This is a genomic window from Bradyrhizobium manausense, from assembly GCF_018130615.1.
Lineage (GTDB): Bacteria > Pseudomonadota > Alphaproteobacteria > Rhizobiales > Xanthobacteraceae > Bradyrhizobium > Bradyrhizobium manausense_A.
This window is the reverse complement of the sequence record NZ_JAFCKB010000012.1, coordinates 189,068-207,779: the sequence shown is the minus strand read 5'-3', so window position 1 is coordinate 207,779 and position 18,712 is coordinate 189,068. Positions and strand designations below refer to the sequence as shown.

16 protein-coding genes are annotated in these 18,712 nt (G+C 63.4%); 10 read left to right on the top strand and 6 right to left on the bottom strand.

Going from position 1 to position 18,712, the window contains the following annotated elements; translation table 11 throughout:
- Nucleotides 1–529: 529 nt before the first annotated feature.
- From JQ587_RS22890 to JQ587_RS22880, 3 genes are read right to left on the bottom strand one after another with little or no spacing between them, the layout of a single operon-like run.
- Nucleotides 530–1,531: a 4-hydroxyproline epimerase gene (locus JQ587_RS22890; protein ID WP_212426787.1), complete on the bottom strand. Its 1,002-nt coding sequence runs from the start codon at nucleotides 1,529–1,531 to the stop codon at nucleotides 530–532.
- Nucleotides 1,532–1,533: 2 nt separating this feature from the next.
- The gene (locus JQ587_RS22885) at nucleotides 1,534–2,778 is read right to left on the bottom strand and encodes an NAD(P)/FAD-dependent oxidoreductase (RefSeq protein WP_212426786.1); all 1,245 of its coding nucleotides are present in this window, start codon (nucleotides 2,776–2,778) and stop codon (nucleotides 1,534–1,536) included.
- 45 nt (nucleotides 2,779–2,823) lie between these two features.
- Nucleotides 2,824–2,982 carry a hypothetical protein gene (locus JQ587_RS22880; RefSeq protein ID WP_212426785.1) on the bottom strand — a complete coding sequence of 53 codons (159 nt, stop codon included), beginning with the start codon at nucleotides 2,980–2,982 and terminating at the stop codon, nucleotides 2,824–2,826.
- Between the two features lie 93 nt (nucleotides 2,983–3,075).
- On the opposite strand from JQ587_RS22880, the gene JQ587_RS22875 reads away from it, so the two are divergent.
- Complete coding sequence (locus tag JQ587_RS22875) at nucleotides 3,076–3,315, top strand: hypothetical protein (protein WP_212426784.1); 240 nt, start codon at nucleotides 3,076–3,078, stop codon at nucleotides 3,313–3,315.
- 97 nt (nucleotides 3,316–3,412) lie between these two features.
- Nucleotides 3,413–5,071, top strand: a complete 1,659-nt coding sequence (locus JQ587_RS22870) for a glycoside hydrolase family 3 protein (protein ID WP_212426783.1) — start codon at nucleotides 3,413–3,415, stop codon at nucleotides 5,069–5,071.
- Nucleotides 5,072–5,157: 86 nt separating this feature from the next.
- On the opposite strand, the gene JQ587_RS22865 is transcribed toward JQ587_RS22870, so the two are convergent.
- Both JQ587_RS22865 and JQ587_RS22860 read right to left on the bottom strand, forming a co-directional pair.
- A complete protein-coding gene (locus JQ587_RS22865) occupies nucleotides 5,158–6,120 on the bottom strand; it encodes a dihydrodipicolinate synthase family protein (RefSeq protein WP_212426782.1) in 963 nt (320 codons plus the stop codon).
- The gene (locus JQ587_RS22860; protein ID WP_212426781.1) at nucleotides 6,117–6,845 is read right to left on the bottom strand and encodes a GntR family transcriptional regulator; all 729 of its coding nucleotides are present in this window, start codon (nucleotides 6,843–6,845) and stop codon (nucleotides 6,117–6,119) included. Before JQ587_RS22860 ends, JQ587_RS22865 begins: the two co-directional genes overlap by 4 nt.
- Between JQ587_RS22860 and JQ587_RS22855 the strand changes: the two genes are divergently transcribed.
- The 6 genes from JQ587_RS22855 to JQ587_RS22830 all read left to right on the top strand — a co-directional run bounded on the left by JQ587_RS22855 (nucleotide 6,836) and on the right by JQ587_RS22830 (nucleotide 15,185).
- Nucleotides 6,836–7,945: an aldose 1-epimerase gene (locus tag JQ587_RS22855; RefSeq protein WP_212426780.1), complete on the top strand. Its 1,110-nt coding sequence runs from the start codon at nucleotides 6,836–6,838 to the stop codon at nucleotides 7,943–7,945. The genes JQ587_RS22860 and JQ587_RS22855 overlap by 10 nt on opposite strands.
- Nucleotides 7,946–8,047: 102 nt before the next feature.
- On the top strand, nucleotides 8,048–10,006 hold the full coding sequence (locus JQ587_RS22850) for an ABC transporter substrate-binding protein (RefSeq protein WP_212426779.1): 1,959 nt from the start codon (nucleotides 8,048–8,050) through the stop codon (nucleotides 10,004–10,006).
- Between the two features lie 64 nt (nucleotides 10,007–10,070).
- Entirely contained in the window at nucleotides 10,071–11,057 is a 987-nt protein-coding gene (locus tag JQ587_RS22845; RefSeq protein ID WP_212300675.1) for an ABC transporter permease, read from the top strand.
- A 15-nt stretch (nucleotides 11,058–11,072) separates the two neighbouring features.
- Complete coding sequence (locus JQ587_RS22840; protein WP_212300674.1) at nucleotides 11,073–12,200, top strand: ABC transporter permease; 1,128 nt, start codon at nucleotides 11,073–11,075, stop codon at nucleotides 12,198–12,200.
- Nucleotides 12,197–13,927: an ABC transporter ATP-binding protein gene (locus tag JQ587_RS22835; protein ID WP_212426778.1), complete on the top strand. Its 1,731-nt coding sequence runs from the start codon at nucleotides 12,197–12,199 to the stop codon at nucleotides 13,925–13,927. The genes JQ587_RS22840 and JQ587_RS22835 overlap by 4 nt, the downstream gene beginning before the upstream one ends.
- A gap of 55 nt (nucleotides 13,928–13,982) precedes the next feature.
- Nucleotides 13,983–15,185 (top strand): mandelate racemase/muconate lactonizing enzyme family protein, encoded by a 1,203-nt coding sequence (locus tag JQ587_RS22830; RefSeq protein ID WP_212426777.1) that lies wholly within the window; start codon nucleotides 13,983–13,985, stop codon nucleotides 15,183–15,185.
- Between the two features lie 118 nt (nucleotides 15,186–15,303).
- Here the strand turns inward: JQ587_RS22830 and JQ587_RS22825 are convergent, their stop codons facing one another.
- Entirely contained in the window at nucleotides 15,304–16,350 is a 1,047-nt protein-coding gene (locus JQ587_RS22825) for a LacI family DNA-binding transcriptional regulator (protein ID WP_212426776.1), read from the bottom strand.
- Nucleotides 16,351–16,510: 160 nt separating this feature from the next.
- Here JQ587_RS22825 and JQ587_RS22820 point away from each other — a divergent pair, with 160 nt between their 5' ends.
- Nucleotides 16,511–17,755, top strand: a complete 1,245-nt coding sequence (locus JQ587_RS22820; protein WP_249154458.1) for an ABC transporter substrate-binding protein — start codon at nucleotides 16,511–16,513, stop codon at nucleotides 17,753–17,755.
- Between the two features lie 75 nt (nucleotides 17,756–17,830).
- Entirely contained in the window at nucleotides 17,831–18,709 is an 879-nt protein-coding gene (locus JQ587_RS22815) for a carbohydrate ABC transporter permease (protein WP_212300670.1), read from the top strand.
- Nucleotides 18,710–18,712 lie beyond the last annotated feature (3 nt).

Genomic DNA, 18,712 nt, shown 5'->3' with positions numbered 1-18,712 from the left:
CGCCATCGGATATATCGCCCCGAGCGAAATGGAGCTAAAAGCCGCCTAAACCCGTCCACTTTTTCGGGGGAAGATCAGTTTCCGTGATTCAGTCCGGGACGATCGAACTTCTCGCTTGCTCGCTCGCTCATTGGTTCACTGCCCACGCGTTAGCGAACTCTTCGCGGAGAGCCAGCTCATTCGCTGCCGAGGACGTCATGGCAGGATCGGCCCAACACGAGCTCAAGTTTCCGTCGGGTTCACGCATTCAGATAAAGCCGACAGCTGGCCCTCGCTTAGCCGGAAGGACAGGGACCGTGATCGGGGCCGGCTATTATCCGAAGAGCCTCCGCGTCATTCTGGACGGATCGAAGGGGCCAATCACTCTTTACATGGACTATCTGGCCCCGATCGAGACGTGAAGCGAACGCCTTCGATCCAGTTCGCGCGCTCGATCGCCATGGCGATCCGCGCGTTGTCCGAACCTGCCCGGACGGCGATGCGCTTCGGCGATCTGCCAGGAATGCGAGCGGATCGTTGCTTCAGATTTTCATTTCACGACGAAGCCGTGAGCGTAGGGATCGCGATCGTCGATGAATATCGTGTTGATGCCGGTCATGCGGGCCCAGCCTGCAATCGAGGGAACGATCGCGTCCCGGTTGGCGACCCTGGCGTTGGCCTCGACCCGTCCCTTGAACAGCGAGCCGATGATCGATTCATGCACGAACTCGTCGCCGACCTTGAGCTTGCCTTTCGCGGCGAGCTGCGCCATGCGCGCCGAGGTGCCCGTACCGCATGGCGAGCGATCGATGGCCTTCTCGCCGTAGAAGACGGCATTGCGGGCATGCGCCTCTGGCTTCGTTGGTTTGCCCGTCCATTGAATGTGGCTGAGACCTTTGATCTCCGGGTGCTCGGGATGGACGAACTCATAATTCTCGTTGAGTGCGGCGCGCAGGCGCGGCGACCATCCCACCAGCTCCCCTGCCGTATGGTCCGCCATGTCGCGGAAGTTCTTTTGCGGCTCGACGATGGCGTAGAAGTTGCCACCATAGGCGACGTCGACGACAATCTCGCCAAGGCCCTCCACCTTCGCCGTCAATCCCTCCGCGTAGAGAAAGCCCGGAACGTTGGTAAGGCGCACCTCTTCCACGAAGCGGCCTTCCTGCCGGTAGGTGATATCGACCTTGCCGGCCGGCGCATCGATCGACAGCCTCCCGGGTTCGCGCGGTGTGATGAGGCCATTCTCGATGCCCATTGTGATGGTTCCGATGGTGCCGTGACCGCACATCGGCAGGCAGCCGGATGTCTCGATGAACAGCACCGCCACATCGCAATCGGGGCGTGTTGGCGGATAGAGGATGGAGCCCGACATCATGTCGTGTCCGCGCGGCTCGAACATCAGACCGGTCCGGATCCAGTCATAGTCGCGCAGGAAGTGGGCGCGCTTTTCAAGCATGTTCGCGCCCTCCAGACGCGGCCCCCCGCCGGAGACGAGACGCACCGGATTGCCGCAGGTATGCCCGTCGATACAGGAGAAGGTGTGGGTGGCCATATTCAGAATCTCCGAGGCGAGAAGGCGGAAAGCTCGATGGCAGGCATTCGTCCTGCGACCAGGTCGGCGACAAGCCGGGCGGTGCCGGCCGACTGCGTCAGGCCGAGATGACCATGGCCGAACGCGTAAGTGACACGCGGTGTCGCGCCGGCACGGCCAATGACCGGGAGGCTGTCGGGCAACGAGGGACGGAATCCCATCCATTCGGTACCGCCGCTGGTCTTTAAACCGGGAAGGAAAGCGCTGGCCTTGGCCAGCATGGCGCGGGAGCGCCCGAAGTTCGGTGGCAGTGAAAGACCGCCAAGCTCGACTGCGCCGCCAACGCGGATGCCGGTCGACAGGCGAGTGACGACGAAGCCGTGCCCTCCGAACGTAATCTGCGTGCGCAGGTCGAAGGCATCGGCCGAGAGTGTGGTGTTGTAGCCGCGCTCGGTTTCGAGCGGGATGCGCTCGCCCAGGGTGCGGATGATTTTGTGCGAGAAAGCCCCTGCTGCGACGACCACATGACCTGCGCGGTGCGCGACACCAGCAATCACCTCGACGCCGTTCTCGAGCGGGCGCAATGCGGTGACCTCTGCACGCTGGATGATCCCGCCATCGGCAGCGAAACGTTCGGCAAGAGCAAGCGTGTAGAGCTTCGGATCGGAGATCGAATACCAACCTGGGGTGAAGGTGCCGTGGGTGAAGCGCGCGGCCATGCCGGGCTGGATTTCCGCCATCTCCGCTGCTGTCATATGGCGGAATGCGATTCCGTGATCGGCGCGGGCCTGCCACCCAGGCAGCGAGGCCCGGAATTCGGACTCGCTCTCATAGACCTGCAGATTGCCCTCCTTGCGTAGCATGGCAAGCGTTCCGGTCCGCCGCAGGAACGGCTCGAGTTCGGCTTTCGACAAGTCCATGAGCGATATCTGCGCCGCGGTCGATTGAGCCAAGCGGCCCGGCGCGCAGGCTAACCAGAAGCGGAACATCCACGGTGCGATCCGTAGCGCATAGGCCGGCGGAATCGAAAGCGGCCCAAGGGGGTCGAGCAGCCATTTCGGCGCCTTGTGCAAGATGCCAGGCGAAGCGAGCGGCAGGACGTCCGTAAACGCAAAAGCACCAGCGTTGCCGGCGGAAGCCCCCGCAGCCGGACCTTCCCGGTCCAGCACGACGACGCGATGCCCTTGGGCCTGCAGGGCCAGCGCAGCAGACAGGCCGATGACGCCCGCTCCGATCACGATGGTGTCGGGAACTACCGCCTCGGACATCGTCTGCTCACTCAGCTCCTGCTGGAGGGCTTACCAAACTTGACGTCAGGCTGCGTGCTTTTGCGACGCGCCGAGTTCTTTCGACCAGTGGGCGTACCAGGTTTCGAACGGCTTCAGCTGGGTCTCGACGAAGTCTGGTCGGCGCTCTGCGGTGCAGGGCGTCATCAAAGCCGGAATGCAGCAGGAAAAGATTTTCGCGCTCATTCGCCCCCCTGGGTTCGCCGTCTCTTCCGGGTCGTCGGTCCGGCAATTCGACCTTCACTATACCACTTGTATTCGGGAGGTCTCTGGTTCCTGATGGTCGCCCTCCAAGGTGTCCATCGCGGCGTGAACCGGCCGATCGTCATGTCGGTCATCCGGTCCGAGTTGCGTGGCTTTGCCTTCGCTGTTCTCAACGCAGTCGTGGAGTCGATCGCCTGGGCCATGTACAGTCTCCCTGCCGGTTGGCTCGGCGATATGTTCGGACTAGAACTCGTTTTTCTCCTGATCCTCGACGGCCTCATGCTGCTCAACGGATTACTCATCACACAGCTGTAGTGGACTTACGGTCGCGACGTCGATCACATGTCTGGTTCGATCGAGACCGCCGCGCTCTCCGTGGGTACGGCGCACACTGGTACATAGGATGGCATGTATGAACACCTCTTTCCTCTCCCGCACGCCATTTAATCTGGATGCCCGCGCCATCAGCTGGGTGGAAGCCACCTATCGCGCATTGAGCCTCGAGGAGAAGGTCGGGCAGCTCTTCAATTTCCTGTCCCGCGGGACCGATCCGGACGAACTGGAAAGGCTCGCGCGGCTCCGGCCGGGCGGAATGACCCGCTATTTCGGCTCCGACGGAGAAGCCGAGCGCGCGCGAATAGCCGAGGCGCAAAGGGCTGTGCCGGTCCCGCTGCTCGTCAGCGCCGATCTCGAGGGCTCGCGCATGAGCCTTCCTTTCGGAACACAAGTGCCAAACCCGCTCGCGCTCGCCGCGATCGATGACCTCGACGTCACCAGCGAGGTCTCCCGCATCATTGCAGAGGAAGCCGTCTTCATCGGGGTCAACTGGTCCTTCGCGCCGGTGATAGATATCAACCGCGCGTTTCGCAGCTCGATCGTCGCGACGCGGAGCTTTGGCTCGGACCTCGATACAATCCGCCGTCATGCGTTGACCCACCTCGAGGTGCTGCAAAAGCATGGCATCGCCGCAACGGCCAAGCACTGGCCCGGCGAAGGCTACGATGATCGCGACCAGCATCTGGTGACCACGATCAATCCGCTCCCGATGGAAGAATGGGACGCGACCTTCGGCAGGCTTTATCGCGCTGCAATTGAGGCCGGCGTGCTCTCCATCATGTCGGCGCACATCGCCCTACCAGCATTCGTCAGAAGCCAGCTACCCGACCCCGGCGTCGAGGCCTTCCGGCCGGCGTCGATCAGCAAGCTTCTCAACATCGAATTGTTGCGCGGACGGCTCGGCTTCAACGGCCTGATCGTCTCCGATGCCAGCGAGATGGCCGGCCTCACATCCTGGTGTCGCATGCGCGCGGCCAAATCACAGATCATCGCCAACGGGTGTGACATGATCCTGTTTTCGCGCGCGCCGGAGGAAGACATGGCGGAAGTAGGCCAGGCCGTCGAGAACGGCAGCCTTCCGGTCGAACGCCTCGAAGACGCCGTTCTGCGCGTCCTCGCGCTCAAGGCCTCGCTCGGACTGCACGATGCAACGCGCCCGCGGCCTGCCGGTGCGATGGCGCGTGCCTCCGACAAGGCCGTTGCCGACGCGGCTCTGCGACGCGCGCCCACCTTGGTGAAGGACACCATCGGTCTCTTGCCCATCAATCCGCAAAGCCACCGGCGTGTCCTGGTGATATCGGGCGGAATTGTCAGTCCTCTCCACGGCACGCCGGGGGAATTCAAACTCCCCGCGATGCTGACCGCCGAGGGTTTCGAGGTGACGGTTCACCAGCAGCAGCCTCTCGTGGATCCCACCGACTTCGATCTGGTTCTTTACCTGCTCGGAGAGGAAACTTTGCTGACCCGCGGCCGCATCTTTCTCGATTGGGCAAAGCTTGGCGCCGACTTCGTCGGCGCTATGCGGCGTTACTGGCACGACATCCCGACTGCCATCATCTCCTTCGGCTATCCCTATTATCTCTATGATGCGCCCCGCGCACCGGTCTACATCAATGCCTACTCTACGCTCGACGAAATGCAGGCCGCGGTCGTCGACTTGCTGAGGGGACGGTCTCCATGGAATCGGAGCAGTCCCGTTGATCCTTATTGCGGACTCGAAGACGCCAGGTATTAGCGAGATCTGGATTTCACGAAGGTGCTACGGCGGATCGCCGCTTAGACGGCATGGGATTGGATGAGGCACCAATCGGTCGTTCGGTCTCAAATCTGGCGGAGCGGGGCCACGTCAACCGATGCGTCAATCCGCGCAACCGGCGCGGGGGCCGGCACATTCCACGCTCGCAACACTTCGGCGAGGGTCGCGCGGTCGCTGTCGTCGAGTTGCGGCAGGCCGGGCAGCCGCACGGGACCGACCGGAAATCCGATCAGCCGCAGCGCCTCCTTGACCACCGTGACATTGGCGCCGTTGCCGAAACGCGTCCGCATCGTCTCGAACCTGGCGATGGTATCGACGAGTTCGCGGACCCGGTCGAACCGGCCGGCCTCGAGCGCGGCATGAATGGCCAGTGAACGGACGGGATCGACGTTGACGAGCCCCGACGTGAATCCCCTCGCCCCGACCGCGTAGAAGGCGGGCGCCCAGCCCTCGGCAAGACCGCACACCCACAATGCGGTCGACCCCATACTGGAGCGGATACACTCGGACAGCAGCATCAGGTTGGTGGTGGCGAATTTCACACCGGCGACATTCGGATGGTTGGCAACGCTCAAGATGTCGCCGAGGCTCATCGCGTCCGAGCGGACATAGGCAATGAGCGGTATGTCCACCGCATCCGCGATCGCCTTGAAGTAGGCTGCTTGCGCCTGCGGCGCCGCAAACGGATCGAGCGGCTGATGCGCCATCAAGGCGTCGGCGCCCTTGTCTCTCGCCCGCCGGCCGAGCTCGATCGCCTCCTTCAGAGAGCGCCCGACACCGGCGGTCAGCAGCGAGCGTCCCGCATTGGCTTCGATGGCGCCATCATGCACGGCGCGGACTTCGTCGGCTGTCAAAGCGTAGAACTCGCCGGTGTTGCCGGCGGACACGATGTTGTGGATTCCCGCGTCCGCGATCCGATCGACGATGCGGCCGAGCAACGGGCCGTCGATGTCGCCGCTCGTGGCGTAGGGCGTGACATGCACGCCCGAAATGCCCTCGAGCGCCGCTCTCACTTTCTTCAAACTCATGAATTGTGCTCCTTCGCAGCACGGACAGCTTGGGGAGCAGCTTGCGGTCGCCCGCGGTTTTCGAAGGCGGCCTTGACGTGCTGCCGTGCCGAACGGACCACGTGATCGCGCATTTCCCGCTCGGCTGTGTCGCTGTCGCGACGGGCCAGCGCTTCGTAGATGGTTCGATGCTCGCGGAGGGCGCGGCCTCGCTCCTCCGCGTCGCTCAGGATGAATTGACGCGCGGTATGCACATAGACTTGTTGCCCGACCAGAATGCGCTGCAGATAGCTGCAACGCGAGATCTCGTGGATGGCATCGTGAAACAACTCGTTGAGCTTGATTAGGTCGTCGGTCGCGCTCGCCGCGGTCGCCTCGGCCATTTTGCTCACAATGGCAGCCAGCCGCGCGACCCCCTCATCGTCGATGCGCGACGCCGCCATGCGGGCGATCATGCTCTCGAGCGCGGCGCGGGCCAGCGCCATCTCTTCGGCCTGCTCGGCATCGAAGGTCACGCGGATGCCGCGGCGCGGCTCCGCCACGACCAGGCCCTCGGCTTCGAGCTGACGCAACGCCTCCTTCAGCGGCGTGGTGCTGACGCCGAGCTGCTCCGCCATCTGCCGTTCGTTGAGCACCGCTCCGGACGGCAGCTCGCCGGCGATGATGGCGCGACGCAACTCCTCTCGGACATGCGCACGCAGCCCTTTCAGATAAACCGGATCGACCGGCTGAAGCCTTGGCGGCACGCTGCTCTCCCTGGACGCAGGTCATGCGCCCAAACTTTTTTGATATTGGCCAAACGCATTACTGGACAGCCGTGAAATTTGATATATCAAATCCACCCCATGTCAATAAGCCGGCAGGAAGCCGGCCACAGGGATGGAAACGAATGCGCAAAGAGACGGCGCACATTGCGCGGGCCGCATCGTTCGATGAGCCGCATGTGCCTGCATCCGTTTGCAATCTGGCCGCGGGCGCGATGCACGCGGCGGTGCGACCGCATGACGGAGGACGGTTGGCTTCGCTTTGGCGCGAGGCGCCCGGCAACCGTCGCACCGACGTCCTCGTTCCCATGGCCGCCGGCAGCTTTGATCCGCTTGTCTGGCCCAAAGCCGGCACCTATCCACTGGTCCCCTATTCGAACCGCATCCGCAACGCCGCTTTCCGATTCGGTGAAACCCTCGTCCAGCTCGCGTCACACCCGGTCACCGCGCCCCATTCGCTGCATGGCTTCTGCCAACAACGCTCTTGGAGCGTGACCGCGCAGACGGCGACACAGGTCGAGATGCGTTATCGCCATGAGCCCGCCCATGCGCCTGATGCCTGGCCCTGGGCCTTCGAGGCGATCCAGCGGATCATGCTCGATCCGACCGGCCTAATCCACGAGATCGGCGTGGAGAGCCGCGCCGACACGCCGATGCCGATGGGATTGGGGATCCATCCCTACTTCGCAGTGTCGATCGGCGATCGCTTTCAATTCAAGGCCGATGCGATCTGGGAGGCAGACGCTGACGGATGCGGCCGACGTCTGCGCGCGTTCGCCAACAATGAGCGTCTGCACGGCCTCCGCCACGGCGCGATGGAAACCACGATCTACTATGCAGGCTGGAGCGGCACTGCATCGCTGCATCGGCAAGATGGCACGACGATCGTGATGGAGACCGCCGCTCCGCTCGATCACCTTGTTGTCCATGCGCCATCCGGCGGAGCTTACCTCTGCCTCGAACCGGTCAGCCACGTGGCGGACGCCTTCAACCTCGCACCGGCCGGACTGCCCGAGACCGGGATGCGCGTGCTGCATCCCGGCGAAAGGCTTTGGGCCAGCGTGCGGATCACGGTGACATGATGACATCACGACCATCACCATGACCGAGCCGAACGACGCGACGGCGCCATCAAGAACCATAAGGCCGAATGGCCGCAACACACATCTCAACCGGGAGGAACCATGAGCGAGGACATCCAGCAAAGGACGACTCACTGCCGCCGACTCGACCGCCGCGCCGTGCTGAAGGGATTTGCCGGCGCAACCGCGCTTTCCGCGCTGCCTTATGCGGCGCGCGCCGAGGGCGCCAAGGAAGCGCCGGCGCTCGCCAAACTCGCGGCGGACGGCAAGCTGGCGCCGCTGGCGGATCGCATCTCGGCAAACCCGATGGTCGTCACCGTCGAGAAGGTCGGCCGCTATGGCGGCGCGCTGCGGCGCGGACTGCGCGGCTCGGCCGACCACAACGGTATCCTGCGCATGGTCGGCAATCAGGGCCTGGTGCGCTGGAATCTCGCCTTTACCGAGGTGCTGCCGAATGTTGCCGACAAATGGGAGGTGAACGCCGATTCCACCGAATTCACCTTCCATCTCCGCAAGGGCATGAAGTGGTCGGATGGCCATCCGTTCACGGCGGACGATATCGTCTTTGCCATCGAGGACTGCGCCAAGAATACCGAGCTCTATAAGTCGCCGCCGACCCCGATCGTGATCGGTGGCAAGGCCGGCACCGTCACCAAGATCGACGACACCACCGTGAAGTTCACCTTCGCTGGTCCGTACGCGCTGTTTCTCGAGCAGATGGCGACGCCGCTCGGACAGCATCCGACGCTGTTCGCGAAGCACTATTGCAGCCAGTTCCACCCGAAGTACAATCCGGCGGTGGCCGATCTCGTCAAGGCCGCGAACCTCTCCGACTGGGGCACGCTGTTCCGCAACAAGTGCGGCGACATCGAAATTCCCACGCGTTGGGGTAACGCCGATAAACCGACACTCGATCCGTGGGTCATCAAGGAGCCCTACACCGGCGGCGCGACGCGCGTGGTGATGGAGCGCAATCCCTACTTCTGGCAGGTCGACACCGCCGGCAACCAGCTTCCCTATATCGACAGGCTCAACTTCAACATCTCGCAGGACGTCGAATCGCTAATGCTCGATGTGATCTCCGGCCGCCTCGACATCCAGGAACGGCATATCGACACGCTGCAAAACAAGCCGACGCTGTCGCAGAACATGCAGAAGGGCGGCTATCGCCTGATCGAACTGATCAATTCCGGATCCCAGCAAGTTCAGATCTACCTGAACCTCACGCACAAGGATCCGAAGATGCGGGAGATGTTCGCCAACAAGGAATTTCGCAAGGCACTATCGCTCGGCATGAACCGCAGCGAAATCATCGAGCTGGTCTATCTCGGACAATCGCAGCCCTATCAGGCCGGGCCGCGGCCGGGGCATCCCTGGTATCATGCCGCTCTGGCGACGCAGTTCAGCGAGTTCGATCAGCCCCAGGCCAATGCCATCCTCGACAAGCTCGGCTATGCCAAGAAGGACGCCAACGGCTTCCGGCTGCGCCCGGACGGACAGAAGATCTTCTTCGCCATCGACGTGATCCCGACACTCTACCCGGATGAGGTCGATGCGCTCGAACTGGTGAAGCGGCACTGGGCGGATATCGGCATCGACATCAAGGTCAACACCATCGAGCGCGCGCTCTACTACACGCGCGGCGACAACAATGACCACGATGCAGCGGTGTGGCCCGGCCCCGGCGGCCTCGACCCGATGCTCGATCCGCGCGACTTCTTCGCGCAGCACACTCAGGGCTCGCGCTACGCCGTGCCGTGGGCGCAATGGTACGTCTCCGGCGGCAAGGATGGCCAGGAGCCGCCCGAGAGCCAGAAGCAGCGCATGAAGCTGTTCGATCAGGCTCGCGCCACCGCCGACCTGCAGAAGCGCGGCGAAATCATGAAGCAGCTGTTCGATCTCACGGCCGACGCTTTCGAGACCATCGGCATTTGCCTGGCGGTGAACGCCTTCGGCATCTGCAAGACTAACCTCGCGAACGTGCCGGCGAAATATCCGAACTCGTGGTCGTGGCCCAATCCAGGCCCGGCCCTGCCGCAGCAATTCTTCTTCTCAACGTGATCGGCCTTGAGCCCGGCCGCACCGCGCGGTGTGCCGGGCTCTAATTCCCTGAACAGGCAGGACCATGCTCCGCTTCATCGCCAAGCGCCTTCTCTGGATGGTGCCCTCGCTCATCGTGGTGAGTTTCCTGGCGTTCGTCCTCATCCAGCTGCCTCCCGGCGATTACGTCACGACCTTTATCGCGACGCTGGCCGCGTCGAACGAGGTCGTCGACCAGACCACCGCCGCCGACCTGCGCGCCCGCTTCGGGCTCGATCAGCCGATGATCATCCAGTATCTGAAATGGATCAGCGGCATTCTACTGCGTGGCGATTTCGGCCTCAGCTTCGAATGGCAGCAGCCGGTCAGCAACCTGATCTGGGAACGGATGGCACTGACGCTGGTGCTGACGTTTTCGACCCTGCTCGCCACCTGGGGCATCGCGCTACCGGTCGGCGTCTTCTCGGCGGTCAAGAAATATTCGATCGGCGACTACGTCGTCACCTTCTTCAGTTTCCTCGGACTCGCGATTCCCAGCTTCCTGCTCGCGCTGGTGCTGATGTACATCGCCGCCGTCGAATTCGGCCAGGAGGTCGGCGGACTTTTCTCCGAGGCCTATGTCAACGCGCCCTGGAGCTTCGGCAAGATCCTCGACCTGCTGCACCATCTCTGGATTCCAGTCATCATCCTTGCGGCCTCCGGCACCGCCAGCCTGATCCGCGTCATGCGCGCAAACATGCTGGACGAGCTCAACAAGCCCTACGTCACCACTGCGCGCGCGAAAGGCCTGTCGGAATTCCATCTCCTGGTGAAATACCCGCTGCGGCTCGCGCTCAATCCCTTCATTTCGACGATCTCCTGGTTGCTTCCGAACCTCGTCTCCGGTTCGATCATCGTCGCCATCGTGCTCAGCCTGCCGACGGCGGGACCGCTTCTCCTGCAGTCCCTGATGAGCCAGGACATGTATCTGGCCGGCGCCTTCGTCCTCCTGATCTGCGCACTGACGCTGGTCGGCTCGCTCATCAGCGACATCCTGCTCGCCCTCGTCGACCCGCGCATCAGGCTTGAATAGGCCGGGATCAAAATCATGACCGATATCGCCATTTCACACGTCGACAGCCGCCAGCTCGCGGTCGCATCGCAGTGGCAACTGGTGTGGTGGGCGTTCAAGCGCCACCGCCTCGCCATGGCCGGGCTCGTCGTTACCGCATTCTTCTACATCGTCGCCGCAGCGCCCGGCTTCTTCGCCGTCAACGATCCGTCGCAGCAGAATGCGCGCGCCGCCTACCACCCGCCCCAGGTGGTCCATATCATCGACACCGCAGCCGACGGCAGCTGGTCGATCCGGCCCTACATCCATCCCTATGCGCTCAAGCGTGATCCGCAGACGCTGCAGGCGGTCTACCACGAGGATGAGGCGCGCAAGAGCTACATCCGGTTCTTCGGCACCGGCTACGCCTACAAGCTGTTTGGCCTGTTCGATACCACGACCCATCTGATCGCCACCGACAACAAGAATCAGCCGGTGTTCCTGTTCGGCGCCGACCGGCTCGGCCGCTGTGTCTATAGCCGCATCATGCAGGGCGCTCAGATCTCGTTGTCGGTCGGTCTCGCCGGCGTGCTGCTGTCGCTGACCATCGGCATCGTGCTCGGTGGGCTTTCCGGGTATTATGGCGGACGGATCGATTTCGCAGTCCAGCGGCTGATCGAGTTCGTGCTGTCGCTGCCCAGCATTCCGATCTGGCTCGCGCTGTCGGCGGCCCTGCCGCACGATTGGCCAGCGACGCTCAACTACTTCATGATCACGCTGATCCTCTCCCTCACCGCCTGGGCCCAGCTCGCGCGCGTCGTACGCGGCCGCTTCCTCAGCCTGCGCACCGAGGAGTTCGTCACCGCGGCACGACTCGACGGCGCGTCCGAATGGCGGGTGATCTTCCGTCACATGCTGCCGAGCTTTACCAGCCACATCATCGCGTCGATCTCGCTGGCGATCCCGGCCATGATCCTGGCGGAAACCTCGCTGAGCTTCCTGGGCCTCGGCCTGCAGCCACCGACCATTTCCTGGGGCGTGCTGCTGCGCGAAGCCCAGAATATCCGATCAATCGCAACCGCGCCGTGGCTGTTTGCACCCGGCGCCGCAGTGGTGATCGCCGTGATCGCCCTCAATTTCCTGGGAGACGGGCTGCGCGACGCCGCAGATCCGTACAACAAATGAGCCTGATCGATCTCGCAACCCATGCCGACGCGCGCACGGCAACACCTCCCTCGCTCATTCTCGAGGTGAAGGATCTCGTGACGCACTTCCCGGTACGAAGCGGCGTCGTCAGGGCCGTCGATGGCGTGTCGCTGACGCTCGAGCGCGGCAAGACGCTCTGCATCGTCGGCGAAAGCGGCTCGGGCAAAAGCGTGACCGCCCGTTCGATTCTACAGATCGTGGATGCGCCCGGCCGCATCGTGTCCGGCGCGATGATGCTGCACCGAGCCGACGGAACGTCGGTGGACCTCGCCAAGCTCAATCCCCGCGGACGGGAGATCCGCGCGGTACGCGGCCGCGAGATCGCGATGATCTTCCAGGAACCGATGTCGTCGCTATCGCCGGTCCACACCGTCGGCGACCAGATCATGGAGGTGTTGCGGCTGCATCTCGACATGGGAAAGAAGCAGGCCCGCGCGTGCTGCGTCGAGCTGCTCAAGCAGGTCGAGATCCCCAATGCCGAGCGGGCCATCGACCGCTACACCTTCGAATTCTCCGGTGGCATGCGCCAGCGCGTCATGATCGCGATGGCGTTGGCCTGCAACCCTTCGCTCCTGATCGCCGACGAGCCCACGACCGCGCTCGACGTCACCACGCAGGCGGAGATCCTCGACCTGATCCGGCGGCTGCAGCAGCAGCACGGCATGGCCGTGATGTTCATCACCCACGACATGGGCGTCGTCGCCGAGATAGCCGATGACGTGCTGGTGATGCATCGCGGCAAGGTGATGGAGAGCGGCACGGTGGACGCCATCTTCCATTCGCCGCAGAACGATTATACGCGAATGCTGATCGGCTCCGTGCTGAAGCTGGAGCAGAAGGCTGAGATCCGGCTTCGTCGCGCCCCGATCGCCGACGAGACGCTGCCGGTGCTGCAGGTCCGCAACCTCACCATGCAGTTCGGCTCTGGAAAAAACGCGCTCAAGGCCGTCGACGATGTCTCGCTGACCGTGAAGCCAGGCGAGACGCTGGGCATTGTCGGTGAGTCCGGATCGGGCAAGACCACCATGGGACGTTGCTTGCTGCGGATCTACGATCCCAGCGCCGGCGCGATCGAGTATCGCCGGCCGGACGGCAGCACCCTCGATCTCGTCAGGGCCGACAAGGAGACGCTGAAGGCCTGCCGGCGCGAGATACGCATGATCTTCCAGGACCCTGTCGGCTCGCTCAATCCACGCATGACGGTGGCCCAGATCGTCGGCGAGCCGCTGCTCGTCAACAGGATCGCGGCCGGCAAGGAGCTCGACGACCGTGTAGCCGATCTGCTGCAGCAGGTCGGTCTGGAGCCGTCCTGGCGCGAGCGCTACCCGCACGCTTTCTCCGGCGGCCAGCGCCAGCGGATCGGCATTGCGCGCGCGATCGCGCTCAATCCGCGCATCATCGTCGCCGACGAGGCGACGTCCGCGCTCGACGTCTCGCTGCGGTCGCAGATGCTCGACCTGATGATGGGCCTGCAGGACAAGCTCGGACTGTCCTACGTCTTCATCAGCCACGACATCGGCGTGATCCGCTACATGTGCGACCGCGTGGCGGTGATGTATCGCGGCCGGGTGGTGGAAACCGGCTCCGCCGAGCAGGTCTGCAACGCGCCGACCCACGCCTACACGCAGGCGCTGCTGTCGGCCATTCCGCGACCGGACCCGCGGGCACGCAGCATTCACCGGCGGCACCGCTACACGGCGGCCTGAAACAATCCCAGCGTCGGTTCCGGCGCGAGAACAAGCAAATGGATGGAGATAATCCGTGAAGATCGACCGCCTGCGGGCCTTTATGTCACGCGACAAGGACCGCCCTCGCCTGATCATTGCCATCGATACCGACGACGGACTGACCGGCTGGGGCGAGTGCTACAATCACGGACCCGACAAGGCGCTGGAGCCGCTGCTGGACTATCTGTTCACCTTCATCCGCGGCGAAGATCCGCGGCGGATCGAATATCTGATCCAGTATCTGCTGCAGCAATGCCGCTTTCCACCCGGCGCGCTGGGCCTTGCCGCGATCTCCGCGATCGATCATTGCCTCTGGGACATCTCGGCCAAGGCGCTCAACGTCCCGGTCTACCGGCTGCTCGGCGGCAACGTGCGCGACCGCGTCCGCGTCTATGCCGGTGTCTATACCGCGCCGGACGCAGCGATTGCCCGCGACGAATTCGACAGGCTCAACGCTGAATGGGGCCTGACGGCCTTCAAGCTCAGCCCCTACCGGATCGACATGCATGCGCAACGCTGGGGCGAGGTCGTGCGTACCAGCGCGGAGTATTTCCGCAAGCTGCGCGAGACGGTGCGCCCGGACTACGAGATCGCTTTCGACGCGCACGCCAAGATCTTCGAGGTCGGACAGGCGATCCAGCTCGGCAATGCGCTCGCGCCCTATGATCCCCTATTCTTCGAAGAGCCGATCCGACCCGAGAACATCGAGGCCTGGGGCGAGCTGAAGCGCGGGCTCACCTGCACGCTCGCGACCGGAGAGTCCCTCTACAACCGCTTCGAATTCCTGCGGCTGCTGTCGGTCAAGGGCTGCGACATCATCCAGCCCGACATCTGCGTGGTCGGCGGGATTTCGGAAATGCGGCGGATCGCCACCCTGGCCGAGGCGCACTACGTGACCGTCGCCCCGCACAATCCGATGGGACCGCTCGCCACCGCCGTGAATCTGCATTTCTCCGCTGCGCAGCCGAACTTCCGGATCCTCGAATACCGACTGCCGCACGGCGCGGCCTATGCCTTCGGCGACGGCAGCGGCGATCCCAACATCACGCCGGACCGCTCGCAGGACACCTTGTACGTCAAGGACCCTTACCTGCCGAAGGACGGCTATCTCGAGTTGCGGCCCGATCGACCGGGCTGGGGCGTCGAGATGGACATGGAAGTGCTCGGCAAGGAGGATTACGTTCATTGGCAGCGCAAGGTGCCGCGCCGTCCGGACGGATCGACGGCCTACGCGTAAAGAGGAGGATACCGGTCCAGCGCGGTGTCGTCCGCCCTGGATGGTTCGGACTCGTAGCCACCGCCTGCAGCGGGGACCGGGTAAACGTCGTTGTGACGGAACGAAGGCGAGCCCGGCCTCATGCAGGGGGCCGGCACGTGCTGTCCCGTAAGATCAGCTTAGCGGGAAGCTGGGTCCCCTTCCTGATCGGAGCCCTGCCCGTTGTCATGAGCGCGATCAATTCAGCCGCAGCCGTCGCACCGAGATCACGACGGGGCTGGACGACGGTCGTCAGAGTCGGCTCGCAATAGTTCGAATAAGCAATGCCGTCAAAGCCGACGACGGAAAGATCCTTCGGGACCTGCAGGCCCGCCGCATGCACCGTTTTGATCAGGCCAATGGCCATCTCGTCATTGGCTGCAAACAGCGCGGTCGGCCGCGCCGCCGGTTTGAGCCCCAGCAGCGCCCGGCCGGCGTCGACACCGGTGCGGAAAGTGAAGTCGCCACGCAGGATCAAGCCTTCGTCAACCGCGATCCCCGTTCCCTGCAAGGCCTGCCGGTAGCCCGCAAAACGCTGCTGCTCGAGAATGTTGGACTTCGGTCCAGACAGATAGGCGATACTTCTGTGTCCCAGCTCCACCAGGTGCCGCACCGCCTCGCTCGCCGTGCCGATATTGTCGATTGTGACCTGAGGGAAGCTTTCACCGGAAATGTACTCGCAGGCGGCAACCAGTGGCACGCGCGCGTCGCGCAAGTCGCGGTTGGGGCTGCGCATGACATGGCCGCACAAGAGCAGCACACCGTCAACCTGGCCGGCGCACACCAGGTCGACATAGCGCGCCTCCTTCTCCGGGGATCCGGCCAGGTTGGCGATGATGAGCCCGTAGCCGGCGGCCGACAACGTATCGTCGATGCCCTCCAAAACCTCGGCGAAGAACGTGTTCGCGATGTCCGGCACCGCCACCAGCACGACCATGGTCTTTCGGACACGCAGGTTCCGTGCGGAAATGTTCGGCGTGTAGCCGGTTTCACGCACGGCGGCGAGCACGCGCGTTCGGGTCTCCTCGATCACGACCTCGGGCCGCGCCAAGGTCCGGCTGACGGTCGCAACCGAGACGCCGGCCAGCCGCGCCACGTCGGCGATCTTGGCCGCACCTGGCCGTGTCACTCTGGGTCGTTTGGCCATGTCGAGCCTCGCCGTCGCGGCGTGATAACGGGACTTGCAAAAACTCGAAGTTCTGCTAGGATGAAAATGTAATCGATTACATCCGGCATGTAAAGCCGCAACGAGCCCCAAGGGCCGCAAGACGAATTACACAAGCCTGCAAAGGCAGATCCGGGAGGGAATGATGAAGCGCACACTGTTCGCATCGGTGGCGATTGTCGCCGCGGCCTGGGCCTCGGTGCCGGTCTCCGCAGAGGAGATGAAGGCCGAGGTCATTCACTGGTGGACCTCTGGCGGCGAGGCCGCCGCAGTGAAGGTGTTTGCCGATCAATTCACCAAGGCCGGCGGCACCTGGATCGACAGCGCGGTCGCTGGCGCGGCAAATGCACGAAACGCCGCAATCAGTCGCACCGTCGCCGGCAATCCGCCGACCGCCATGCAGCTCAACACCGGCAAGCAGTTCGACGAGTTGGTGGAAGGCGGCCTGCTCGCTGACATCGACGCGATTGCAACCGAAGGCAACTGGAAAGGCGTGATGCCCGCTGCGATCATTGCCGCGGCGACCCGCGAAGGCAAGATGTATGCGGTGCCGATCAACATCCATGGTCAGAATTGGCTCTGGTACAACAAGGCCGTGCTCGCCTCCGTCGGCGCCGACGAGCCGAAGACCTGGAATGACGCTCTCGCCATTCTCGACAAGCTCAAGGCCGAGGGCAAGGTGATCCCGCTGGCCTTCTCGGGCCAGAAGAACTGGGAGCAAAACCTCTTCAACGCGGTCATGATCGGTGTCGGCGGCGCACAGATGTGGACCGGCATACTCGGCAAGCGCGACGCGTCGCTGGCAGGGAGCGCCGAATTCAAGGCGGTGGCCGTCACGTACAAGAAGCTCAAGGACTATGTCGATCCCGGCGCTCCCGGCCGCAACTGGAATGACGCGACCAACCTCGTCATCCAGGGCAAAGCCGGAATGCAGATCATGGGCGACTGGGCCAAGGGTGAATTCATCGCGGCGGGCAAGGTCGCCGACAAGGACTATGGCTGCACGGTGCTGTCCAATGGCCATGGCGGCTATGTGATGGGCGGCGACGTGTTCGTATTCCCGAAAGCGAAGGACCCATCCACAACAAAGGCGCAGATGGCATTGGCGCGGCTGATGCTGACGCCCGAGACCCAGATCCAGTTTGCGCTCAAGAAGGGTTCGATCCCGGTCCGTAGCGATGTCGATACGTCCGCACTCGACGCTTGCGCCCAAAAGGGCATGCGCTATGTCGCAGACAAAGCCCAGCAAATGCCGTCCGGCGACATGCTGGCGCCGCCTGCGCTGATCGGCGCGCTGCAGGATGCCATCTCGCAATATTGGAACACCAATATGAGCGCAGATGAATTCTCCGCCAAGGTCGTTGCGGCGCTGAAGTCCCAGGAGTGATGCATGACGAGAGGCGGTTGACGACCTGTCGGCCGCCTCTCCTGCTCGTCAACCTCTCTCTAATCCGGCGATACGATGCGTCTTTCGCTGAACTCCCGACTTTCCGCGATCTCCGCGCTCTTGCCGGCGTTGCTGGTGATGCTCGTCGTCTATATCGGCGCCACGAGCTGGACCGTCTGGATCTCGCTGACCAGTTCGCGCATGCTGCCGAACAACAATTTCGTCGGGCTCCGGCAGTATCAGATATTGCTCGGCAACGACCGCTGGATCACCTCGGTCCACAACATCGTCATCTACGGTGTGCTGTTCGTTTCGCTCGCGCTTCTGATCGGCTTCCTGTTGGCGGTCGCGATCGATCAGCGGATACGCGCCGAGGACACGATCCGCTCGATCTATCTCTACCCCTATTCTATGTCCTTCGTCGTCACGGGGCTGGTCTGGCAATGGCTCCTCAACCCGACGCTCGGCATCCAGCATGTGCTGCGCAGCTGGGGCTTCGAAGGCGCGACGTTCGACTGGATCGTACGGCCGGAGACCGCAATCTACTGCCTGGTCGTCGCGGGCGTCTGGCAGGCTTCGGGACTGGTGATGGCCATCATGCTCGCCGGCCTGCGCGGCGTCGACGAGGAGATCTGGAAGGCGGCGCGAGTCGACGGCCTGCCGAAATGGCGGGTCTATGTGTCGATCATCATTCCGATGATGGGGGCGAGCTTTGCCACCGCCGCGGTGCTGCTCTCGACAGGCGTGGTGCGCCTCTACGACCTCTCGGTCGCGATGACCAATGGCGGGCCCGGCATCGCTTCGGAGGTTCCCGCCAAGTTCGTCATGGATCATCTGTTCGAACGCGCCAATATCGGACTTGCGACGGCGGCGGCCACGACCATGCTGATCACGGTGGTCGCGGTGGTGGCGCCCTATCTCTACTGGCGCACACGCAAAGGAGAGGTACGATGACTG

Bases quoted from the DNA above. Each gene is read 5' to 3' on its own strand.
- JQ587_RS22835 (WP_212426778.1), top strand. From the start codon at position 12,197: ATGAGCCTGATCGATCTCGCAACCCATGCCGACGCGCGCACGGCAACA.
- JQ587_RS22875 (WP_212426784.1), top strand. From the start codon at position 3,076: ATGGTCGCCCTCCAAGGTGTCCATCGCGGCGTGAACCGGCCGATCGTC.
- JQ587_RS22890 (WP_212426787.1), bottom strand. From the start codon at position 1,531: ATGGCCACCCACACCTTCTCCTGTATCGACGGGCATACCTGCGGCAAT.
- JQ587_RS22885 (WP_212426786.1), bottom strand. From the start codon at position 2,778: ATGTCCGAGGCGGTAGTTCCCGACACCATCGTGATCGGAGCGGGCGTC.
- JQ587_RS22850 (WP_212426779.1), top strand. From the start codon at position 8,048: ATGAGCGAGGACATCCAGCAAAGGACGACTCACTGCCGCCGACTCGAC.
- JQ587_RS22870 (WP_212426783.1), top strand. From the start codon at position 3,413: ATGAACACCTCTTTCCTCTCCCGCACGCCATTTAATCTGGATGCCCGC.
- JQ587_RS22815 (WP_212300670.1), top strand. From the start codon at position 17,831: ATGCGTCTTTCGCTGAACTCCCGACTTTCCGCGATCTCCGCGCTCTTG.
- JQ587_RS22880 (WP_212426785.1), bottom strand. From the start codon at position 2,982: ATGAGCGCGAAAATCTTTTCCTGCTGCATTCCGGCTTTGATGACGCCC.
- JQ587_RS22825 (WP_212426776.1), bottom strand. From the start codon at position 16,350: ATGGCCAAACGACCCAGAGTGACACGGCCAGGTGCGGCCAAGATCGCC.
- JQ587_RS22820 (WP_249154458.1), top strand. From the start codon at position 16,511: ATGATGAAGCGCACACTGTTCGCATCGGTGGCGATTGTCGCCGCGGCC.
- JQ587_RS22865 (WP_212426782.1), bottom strand. From the start codon at position 6,120: ATGAGTTTGAAGAAAGTGAGAGCGGCGCTCGAGGGCATTTCGGGCGTG.
- JQ587_RS22840 (WP_212300674.1), top strand. From the start codon at position 11,073: ATGACCGATATCGCCATTTCACACGTCGACAGCCGCCAGCTCGCGGTC.
- JQ587_RS22845 (WP_212300675.1), top strand. From the start codon at position 10,071: ATGCTCCGCTTCATCGCCAAGCGCCTTCTCTGGATGGTGCCCTCGCTC.